The organism is Pseudomonas sp. R4-35-07 (assembly GCF_003852235.1).
In the GTDB taxonomy this organism is placed as follows: domain Bacteria; phylum Pseudomonadota; class Gammaproteobacteria; order Pseudomonadales; family Pseudomonadaceae; genus Aquipseudomonas.
Map to the genome: position 1 here is coordinate 376,361 of NZ_CP027732.1, position 9,554 is coordinate 385,914.

General features: G+C 60.7%; 8 protein-coding genes. 4 read left to right on the forward strand and 4 right to left on the reverse strand.

The window, feature by feature from the left end; all coding sequences use genetic code 11:
* Positions 1 to 10: 10 nt before the first annotated feature.
* From C4J89_RS01615 to C4J89_RS01625, 3 genes are all read right to left on the reverse strand, one after another.
* A complete protein-coding gene (locus C4J89_RS01615) occupies positions 11 to 706 on the reverse strand; it encodes an ABC transporter permease (RefSeq protein WP_065883173.1) in 696 nt (231 codons plus the stop codon).
* A 74-nt stretch (positions 707 to 780) separates the two neighbouring features.
* Positions 781 to 1,533, reverse strand: a complete 753-nt coding sequence (locus C4J89_RS01620; protein WP_057725474.1) for an ABC transporter substrate-binding protein — start codon at positions 1,531 to 1,533, stop codon at positions 781 to 783.
* Positions 1,534 to 1,546: 13 nt separating this feature from the next.
* Positions 1,547 to 2,320: an ABC transporter ATP-binding protein gene (locus C4J89_RS01625; RefSeq protein ID WP_124365477.1), complete on the reverse strand. Its 774-nt coding sequence runs from the start codon at positions 2,318 to 2,320 to the stop codon at positions 1,547 to 1,549.
* 554 nt (positions 2,321 to 2,874) lie between these two features.
* On the opposite strand from C4J89_RS01625, the gene gabP reads away from it, so the two are divergent.
* A complete protein-coding gene (gene gabP / locus C4J89_RS01630) occupies positions 2,875 to 4,266 on the forward strand; it encodes a GABA permease (RefSeq protein WP_124406044.1) in 1,392 nt (463 codons plus the stop codon).
* Positions 4,267 to 4,383: 117 nt separating this feature from the next.
* Here gabP and C4J89_RS01635 read toward each other — a convergent pair whose 3' ends face one another.
* Complete coding sequence (locus C4J89_RS01635) at positions 4,384 to 4,797, reverse strand: hypothetical protein (RefSeq protein WP_057725477.1); 414 nt, start codon at positions 4,795 to 4,797, stop codon at positions 4,384 to 4,386.
* A 140-nt stretch (positions 4,798 to 4,937) separates the two neighbouring features.
* On the opposite strand from C4J89_RS01635, the gene C4J89_RS01640 reads away from it, so the two are divergent.
* The 3 genes from C4J89_RS01640 (at position 4,938) to C4J89_RS01650 (ending at position 9,554) form a co-directional block, all read left to right on the forward strand.
* Positions 4,938 to 5,903 carry an arsenic resistance protein gene (locus C4J89_RS01640; RefSeq protein ID WP_124413574.1) on the forward strand — a complete coding sequence of 322 codons (966 nt, stop codon included), beginning with the start codon at positions 4,938 to 4,940 and terminating at the stop codon, positions 5,901 to 5,903.
* A gap of 86 nt (positions 5,904 to 5,989) precedes the next feature.
* Positions 5,990 to 7,597, forward strand: a complete 1,608-nt coding sequence (locus C4J89_RS01645; RefSeq protein ID WP_124413575.1) for a hypothetical protein — start codon at positions 5,990 to 5,992, stop codon at positions 7,595 to 7,597.
* 238 nt (positions 7,598 to 7,835) lie between these two features.
* Positions 7,836 to 9,554 (forward strand): ShlB/FhaC/HecB family hemolysin secretion/activation protein, encoded by a 1,719-nt coding sequence (locus C4J89_RS01650; RefSeq protein ID WP_124413576.1) that lies wholly within the window; start codon positions 7,836 to 7,838, stop codon positions 9,552 to 9,554.

Here is a 9,554-nt window from a genome sequence, read left to right on the forward strand (position 1 = left end):
TAATCAGCACTCATTGGGCGCTCCTTGCAAAGCCGCGGGCGGCGCGTTTTTCCAGGAAGTGCATGCTGGTCATGGCGAGCACGGTCAGGCCGAGGTACATGAAGGCGGCGACCATGAAAAAGGTGAACGGCTGCTTGGTCACGGTCACGCCGATCTGCGCGTGGCGCATGATCTCTTCCAGGCCGATCACCGATACCAGCGCGGTGTCCTTCATCAGGATCATGAACAGATTGCCCAGTCCCGGCAGGGCGATGCGCCACATCTGCGGCATGATCAGCCGCGTGAAAATCCGAAATTTCGACAGCCCCAACGCCACACCGGCTTCACGGTGGCCCTTGGGAATGGCGAGGATCGCACCGCGAAACACTTCCGTGGCGTAGGCGCCAAAGCACAGGCCCAGGGCGATGACGCCGGCGGCAAAGGCGCTCAGGGACAGGTCGGGGTTACCGAAGAATTCCCCTAGGGCACGCATCAGATTGACGGTGCCGAAATAAATCAGCAGCACCCACAGCAACTCGGGAATACCGCGAACGATGGTCGAATAAGCACCGCCCAGCCATTGCAACGGCTTGTACGGTGAAGTCTTGGCCAAGGCGCCGGCCAGGCCGAGCACCAGCCCAAGGCACAGGGCCGTGAGCGCCAGTTTGACGGTCATCAGCGCGCCGGCGGCAAGGGCCGGGCCGAATCCGTAGAGGTCGAAATTCATGGTGTTTTCATATCGCGGCAGGCATTGCTGGAAGCCGGCGCGCTCGGCTGAGCGCGCCGGTCAGGCCGTTCAGATCATTCGATGCTGAACGGGAAGTACTTGTCGTTGATCTTCTTGTAGGTGCCGTCTGCCTTGATCTCTGCCAGGGCTTTGTTCAGGCGCTCGCGCAGCGGGTCGCCCTTGCGCACTGCGATACCGATCTTGTCGCTCTCCACAACCGGGTCGCCCTTGAATTCATAGGCCGAACCGTCTTTGCTCTTGAGCCATTCGTACTGCACGTACTTGTCGGCCAGGATGCCGTCCAGGCGGCCGGAAGTCAGGTCGAGGTAGGCGTTTTCCTGGGTGTCATACAGCTTGGCCTCGGTGTCCGGCAGCTTGTCTTCCAGGTAGGTGCCAGCCAGGGTCGCACGTTGTGCACCGATCACCTTGCCCTTGAGGTAGGCGGCGTCGGGCTTGAAGTCGGCGGTGGCTTTTGGCGCGATGAACTGCAGCTTGTTGGAGTAGTACGGGTCGGTGAAGTCGACAGCCTGCTTGCGCTCATCGGTGATCGACAGCGAGGACACCAGGAAGTCGAATTTCTTGGCGTTCAGGGCCGGGATGATGCCGTCCCAGTCGGACACATACACTTCGCACTTCTCGACTTTCATCTTGGCGCACAGGGCGTCGCCGATGTCTTTGTCGAAACCGACGACATTGCCACTGGCGTCTTTATTGTTGAAGGGTGGGTAGGCCGCTTCGATCCCCATTTTCAAGGTTTCTGCCATGGCCGTGGCGCTGAACGCCATCGAGACGGCCGCGGCCAGAAGGAATTTTTTATAGGTCTGCATGCATGTTGCTCCGTTAGCGGTTGCTGGACATGAATTGTTTGCAGCGCGCCGAAAGCGGGTTGTCGAACACCTGCTGTGGCGATCCTTGCTCTTCGACCAGGCCCTGGTGCAGGAACACCACCTCGCTGGACACTTGGCGGGCGAAGCCCATTTCGTGAGTGACCAGCAGCATGGTGCGGCCTTCTTCGGCCAGCGCGCGGATCACATTAAGTACTTCCTGGACCATTTCCGGGTCAAGCGCCGACGTCGGCTCATCGAACAGAATGACCTTGGGCTGCATCGCCAACGTACGCGCAATCGCTGCGCGCTGTTGCTGGCCGCCGGACAGTTGCGCCGGGTAGGCGTGGCGCTTGTCGGCGATGCCGACCTTGGCCAGCAGGGCCTCGGCCACTTCTATCGCCTCGGCCTTGCTCTGGCCGAGCACGCGGCGAGGCGCCTCGATGATGTTGTCGAGGATGCTCATGTGCGGCCACAGGTTAAAGTTTTGAAACACAAAACCGATTTCGCTGCGCAGGCGGTTGATCTGCTTGCCGTCGGCGGCCATCAACTCGCCGTTTTTTGCGGCCTTGAGCTTGAGTTCTTCGCCGGCCACCAGGATCTGGCCCTGGTGCGGGTTTTCCAGCAGGTTGATGCAGCGCAGGAAGGTGGACTTGCCGGAGCCGGAGGAACCCAGGATCGAGATCACATCGCCGTCGCGAGCGGTCAGCGAGATACCTTTGAGTACCTCCAGCTCACCGTAGCGTTTGTGCAAGTTGCGGATTTCAAGCGCGGGCGCGGCCTCGGCCATGTGCGGTCCTCATTGTGTGCATTGCATTCCTGCTGTTGGGCCGCCTTCCTGGCGAGGCGCCAAGCTAGCATAGCGTTTGGATGACAGCCAACAGCGCTGCGGACGGTTAACAGGTGGTCTGCGGCAGGGTGTCGCATCGGCGCAGCAGCGTGTCGCGCCATCAACAACTAACAGACGTCTGGACCTGGCCAATCCACAGGCTTCGCGTAAAAAAGGGCGCGATGGTGCCAGCTTTGGCCGGGTGTTGGAAGGGTTAACCGGGTAAACGGTGTATATCGGCCCTTTTATAGAGCGCCGCCTACTTTTTGTGTGTGTTTTTGGTGCGCTCTTGCGCTATGAAAATGGGTCGCTCGGTAACGCTATAGCGAAATGCCATTGTTCTCAATGACTTGCGACGACTGAGGGATTGTCCTACAGCCCGCGTAAATCCAGGCTTTGTAACATTTTGGCGCAAAACTTGCGTAAAAAATAAAGAACGCCCTGTTGGTTTCTTTTCACGAGAAAGACTGCGGGCCGGGCGAACCGTTTTCGCAATTCCTCCCAAAGGTGTGTCAATGAGTAGTACGCAAAGCTGCAATGACCTCGAACAGGGGCTTAAACCGCGTCACGTGACCATGCTCTCGATTGCCGGGGTGATTGGTGCCGGTTTATTTGTGGGCTCCGGCCACGCGATTGCCGCCGCCGGCCCCGCTGTACTGCTGGCGTATGCCGCTGCGGGTACGCTGGTGGTACTGGTGATGCGCATGTTGGCCGAAATGGCCGTTGCCTCGCCGGACACCGGTTCGTTTTCTACTTACGCCGACCGTGCGATCGGCCACTGGGCCGGGTTTACCATCGGCTGGCTGTACTGGTGGTTCTGGGTGCTGGTGATTCCGTTGGAAGCCAACGCGGCCGCGACCATCCTGCATGCCTGGTTCCCGGGCGTAGCCATTTGGGCCTTCACCCTGATCATCACCTTGCTGCTGACGGCGACCAACCTGTTCAGCGTGAAGAACTACGGTGAGTTCGAGTTCTGGTTCGCGCTGATCAAGGTCGTGGCGATCGTGGGCTTTGTCATCCTCGGCCTGGCGGCGATTTTCGGCTTTTTACCCACCAGCCAGGTCAGCGGTGTGTCGCACCTGTTCGATACCCAAGGCTTTATGCCGAACGGCATGGGCGCGGTGCTGGCGGCGATCCTGACCACCATGTTCTCGTTCATGGGTACTGAGATCGTGACCATCGCCGCCGCAGAATCGAAGAACCCCGGCCAGCAAATCACCAAGGCCACCAACTCGGTGATCTGGCGGATTGGTTTGTTCTATCTCTTGTCGATTTTCATCGTCGTGTCCTTGGTGCCTTGGAATGATCCGACGCTGGCTGCCGTGGGTTCCTACCAGACCGTGCTCGAGCGCATGGGCATCCCGAATGCCAAGCTGATCGTCGACCTGGTGGTATTGGTTGCCGTGACCAGCTGCCTCAACTCGGCGCTGTACACCGCCTCGCGCATGCTGTTCTCCCTGGGCCGTCGTGGCGACGCCCCGGCTGTGGCCAAGCGCACCAATAAAAGCGGCACGCCCTACTGGGCCGTGTTGCTGTCCACGGGCGCTGCGTTCCTGGCGGTGTTTGCCAACTATGTGGCGCCGGCGGCGGTGTTCGAATTCCTGCTGGCCAGTTCGGGCGCCATTGCCTTGCTGGTGTATCTGGTGATTGCCGTGTCGCAACTGCGCATGCGTCAGAAGCGTACGGCGGCGGGTGAGAAGATTGTGTTCAAGATGTGGCTGTTCCCAGGCCTGACCTACGCGGTGATGGTCTTTATCGTGGGCACGCTGACCATCATGCTGTTCCAGGAAGCGCACCGTGTTGAGATCATCGCGACAGGGATCCTGAGCTTGCTGGTGGTGTTGGCGGGGCTGTTTGTTGCGAGTCGTCGCAAGGCCCAGAGAATGGGCACTCCCGTACTGAACTGACGAAATGCAGATCAAAATGTGGGAGGGGGCTTGCTCCCGATGACGGTGGGTCAGTTAGCAAATAAGTGACTGACACACTGCCATCGGGAGCAAGCCCCCTCCCACATTTGGTATGTGTCAGTCTGCTGAATTCGTCAGGGCCTGGGATGCTGCTACATAGTCCGCCTGGAACTGCGGCGATTCGATCCACGCCAATGCGGCGGCCTCGTCATCGCTGTCAGTGGCCCATTGCCGATATTCAATCAGCGCGGCCAGGATAAAGTCGGTCGCTTCCTCTTCGCCTTCCTGTTCCAGCACCAGCGCCAGCAGCGGGTGCGCCAGGAATACCGCACACAGCGCCTGCTGGCTGATTTCGCCCGCCGTGCGCATCTCCACGAACAGCTCGGTCAAGTCCACCGACTCAAGGTCGATACGGCTGTCGTCGCCTGCGAACGCGTCCGGCTTGGTTGCGACGGCACGCTGGGTGCGGTTTTGCTTGGCCTTGGTTTTTGCCCGCTGGGCGCGTTTTTGCTGCTTGTTTGGCGAGGCCATGGGCGTAACGTCCTTGGGTTTGGGGCAGGTATTGAAGCGCAGGTTGGGAGAAATCCCAAGAAGGTTTGGTCGCTCATCCAACTCGACCGCCAGGCAATAGATGAATAGGCTTGGCCTTTGCAACTTGCCAGAGCGTCTTCATGACCCGCGACACCCTCGAGCACAACCAGATTCCCGTCTACTTTGGCGCCATCCTGCTCGCCGCTCTGTGTGGCGTATTCGCGCCATCATTCGCTCAGGACCTCAGCGTGCTGATCACGCCGGCCATCGCGGTATTGATGTACGCGATGTTCCTGCAAATTCCTTTCCTGGAGCTGCGCCGCGGTTGGGGCAGCAAGCGCTTCATGGCGGCGTTGCTGCTGGCCAATTTCATCCTGGTGCCTTTGCTGGTATGGGCGCTGACCCGTGGCCTGCTGGGGCACCCTGCGCTGTTGGTGGGCGCGTTGCTGGTGTTGCTGACGCCGTGTATCGATTACGTGGTGGTGTTTACTCACCTCGGTAAAGGTGATTCGCGGTTGGTATTGGCAGCCACGCCGCTATTGCTGCTGATGCAATTGGCCCTGCTGCCGGTGTACCTGGGTTTGATGCTGGGCACGCAATCCGGGGTGGTGATCGCGGTCGGGCCGTTTATCCAGGCGTTTCTGGTGTTGATCGTGGCGCCAATGGTGCTGGCCGCGTTGACCTTGGTCCTTGCGCGCCATTCAACACGCATAAGCCGATGGAACAGCGCCTGGGCCTGGCTGCCGGTGCCGGCGATGGCCCTCGTGCTGTTTGTGGTGATTGGCTCGCAAATCACATCGGTGATTCGGGACATCGGCGTACTGCTGCCAGTGCTGCCGATCTACGCAGGTTTCGTGCTGCTGGCGCCGCTGATGGGAATGTTGGCCGCGCGACTGTTTGCGCTGCCGGCGGCCTCGGCGCGGGCGGTGACGTTCAGCGCATCCACCCGCAATTCGCTGGTGGTGCTGCCCCTGGCGCTGGCGTTGCCTGAGGGCGTGCGCGGGTTGGCCGCGACGGCGGTCATCCTGCAGACCCTGGTCGAGCTGGTCGCGCAGTTGATCTACATCCGCCTGATCCCGGCCCTGGTGTGGCCCGCCAGCCGCTGACGCGTGAATAATCAGGTTTGTTCAGGCGCTATTCAGGGAGGCGGCCGGCACCATAAGCGCGCGCTTCCCACCTGACAGGTCACCCGATGGATCATCGCAACCGCTTTCGCCTGGAGTCACTGGGCATCTTTCTGATCGCCTTATTGCTGTTCACCTGGGGTATCTGGGACCAGCAGCCCCAAGGCTTTGACGGACGTTGGGCTCTGTTCCTGCAGGAAATGTTTCGCCACGGCGCGAGTCTTTTCCCCACCACCTACGGCCAGCCGTACGCGGATTACCCCGGCACCGCGACCTTCTTCAGCTACGTCTTCGCCCGGTTGTTCGACGCGCCGAACCATCTGGCGAATGTGCTGCCCACCGCGCTGGCTTCGGCCGGGGTGATTGCGTTGATCTATCGCCTGCTGGCGCCGTCCAGCCGGCCCTGGGCATTACTGACGGTGCTGCTGACATTGCTCACCACCCAGTTGCTCGAAAAGTCGCGCTCGGTGTGCCTGGACCAGATGATCGCGCTGTTGTGCATCGGCACTTTCTACCTGCTGCACAGTGGTGAGCGCCTGGGCTCGCGGTGCAGGCAACTTGCGGTGTTCCCCCTGTTTATCCTGGCCTTTGCGATTCGCGGGCCGCTGGGGTTGATCGAGGTGTGTGGCGTCGCCTGCGTGTACTCGGCGCTGGGCCGGCCGGGGGAGCGGGTCAGGCAGGTGTTGATTCACGGCGTTGTCGGGTTGGTGCTGCTGGCGGCATGCTGGTGGCTGTTGATGAAGCTCGCGCGAATCAGTGGTGGCTATGCCTTTGCCGATGAGGTGTTCAAGATGCAGGTCGGCGGGCGTCTCGATGAGTCCGGCGAGCCGTTCTACTTTTACTTCCAGCTGAGTCTGTACCGGTATTTCCCGGTGGTGCCATTGGCGCTGGCTACCTTGATTGCGCTGCGCCATCGCTGGGCGCAACGCTGGGCCAACGAGGATGTGCAGTTATTGATACGGCTCGGCGCGTGCGGCCTGATGATTCTGCTCGGCCTGTCCGTGCCGCATTTCAAGCGTGCTTATTACATTCTGCCCATGGTGCCGATGTTTGCCGCCGTCGCGGCTTATGGGTTGCTTCAAGCCCAAGGCTGGCTCGTTGGCGTGCGCCGCAGTTACGAAGGGCTCGTTGTAGCGCTGCCGGCGCTGTGCGTGGTGGTGCTGTTTGTGTGTCGGCATGCCTGGCACAAGCAGGGTTACTGGCCCGACGTCTCCATGCCGCTATTGATCGGCGTGCTGGTGCTTCTGCAGGTGGCGGCGATGCTTGCGTGGCATCGGGCTACGCGATTGGTGTGGCTCAGCGCAATCGCCCTGACGGCCCAGTGGTTGCTGCTGGTGAGCGTCATCGAGCCGGCCAAGGATCTTCAGTTCGATACCCGGCAGTTTGTCCGCCAGGTAGAGGCATTGCGGGATGCGCAGCCGGGGCCTTTGGTATTTGTCGACCTGGCCCGGGACACCTGGGCGGTGCGCTACATGATGAACCTGGATCACGATGAGCAGCCGCTGTTCGTCGGGCGTAACGAGTTGGAGAAGCTCGTCACATTGCCCCGGCCATCCTGGGTGATTGTGCCGCGCAAGGACACGGCGCTGTTGAAGGGCTCGCCAGTGGAACCATTGGCGCCGAGCTTTCAGGGGCGATTGAATGACAATCCATTGATGGTGTTTTTGCTCAACTGAGAAGCCCTTTTTAGAAAGCATCTGAGGCGACGCTCAGCGCGTTACCGTTGCTCGTTCAGTTAGACCACCGCTACCGTCTATCGGAATCGCAACGACAAATACTCTAGATTTATAATTTTTTATTTAAAAATCAGTTAGTTAAGAGTTATTAACGCATCTGCCGATAAGACAGTCGGGATATTGGCTGACGCATGCTTCGATGTTAATTTGCCACCCTTTGTAAATCGACGGATCGAACATGTACTTTCTCCTGCCATGGACTCGGCTGCTGGGCGCCTGCCTGCTGACTTTTTTCACGCTGAACAGCGCATTCGCCGCCCCCACCCCCGGCGACCAGGACCTGATCCGCGACCGTCAAAACCGCCTGCTCGAAGAGCAGCAGCGGCGTCTGCAGGAACTCCAGGACCTGCCCGGCAAAGCGGCCAAGCCCGAAGCCCCGGCCACCCCCGCCGATTCGCGCTGCTTCCCGATCAACGACATCGAACTCAAAGGCGCCGACAGCCTGCCGGCCGCCGACCGCGAGCGCCTGCTCAAGCCGTATATCGGCCAGTGCCTGGGCGTGTCCCAGCTCAACGAACTGCTCAAGGCCATCACCGACTACTACCTCGGCAAAGGCCGCGTCACCAGCCGTGCCTACCTGCCGCAGCAGGACCTTTCCAGCGGCCACCTGCAAGTGCTGGTGGTGGAAGGCAAGCTCGAAGCCCTGAAAAGCGCCGAAGGCAGCACGGTGACCGAGCGCGAATTGGCCATGGCCTTTCCCGGCAAGGTCGGCGAGGCGCTGAACCTGCGCGAGATCGAGCAACTGGTGGACCAGCTCAACCGCCTGCCGTCGAAACAGGCGCAGATGGAGCTGACCCCCGGCAGCCAGGTCGGCGGCAGCGACGTGGTGGTCAAGAACACCGCACAAAAGCCCTGGCGCGCCAGCCTGTCGCGCAATAACGACGGCCAGAAAAGCACCGGCGAACAGCAATGGGGCGCCGGCCTTGAGTGGGACAGCCCGCTCGGCCTGGGCGACCAGTTGATGCTGCGCGGCGGCCACGATGCCATCAGCGACCATCAGAAAACCTCGAAAAACACCCTGCTCTACTACAACGTGCCATGGGGCTGGTGGAACTTCAGCTACAGCTACAACGAGAGCGACTACCGCACCTACATCGTGGCCGATAACGCCAAGTACAAGCAGGACGGCGACAATCAGAACCACCAACTGCGCGCCGAGCGGGTGATTCATCGCGATGACGTGAGCAAGACCTCGGTCAACGTCGGCCTGGCGCACCTGCGCACCAACAACTACCTCCTCGACGTGCGCACCGCGCCCAGCAGCAACCGCCTGAGCGAACTGCAACTGGGCATCAACCACGGGCGGCGTATCGGCAGCGCGTTCGTCAACCTCGACCTGGGCATGCAAAACGGCATCGGCCTGCTCGACGCCCAGTCGCAGGAAGAACGCGACCCGCTCGGCCGCCGCCAGCCGAATTCGCGCTACCGCAAATACACCGCCACCGTCAGCTACCTGCAACCGTTCAGCCTGTGGGGCGAGTCGTTCAGCTTCAGCAGTTTGGCCACCGGCCAACGCAGCGAAGACATCCTGTTTTCGCCGCAACGCATGAGCCTCGGCGGCTCGGCCTCGGTGCGCGGCTTCAAGGACCAATTATTGACCGGCGACAGCGGCGGCTACTGGCGCAACGAAGTGCGCTGGGCACGCCCGGTGACCCTCGACTGGATGCGCCCGGCCTTCTTCGAATACGGCGCCAGCGTCGGCTACGACCAAGGCGTGATCAGCAACGACCGCTACAACGACAACCTGCATGGGCGGGTCTCCAGCAACTCCCTGGAACTGTTCGCCCGCGGCAAAAACGTCAGCACCAGCGTGACCTTTGCCCATTCGTTAGAAAGACCTGGGGTCGTGACCGAGCGCGAAGCGCCGATCTACTTCCGCATGGATTTCTTCCTGTAA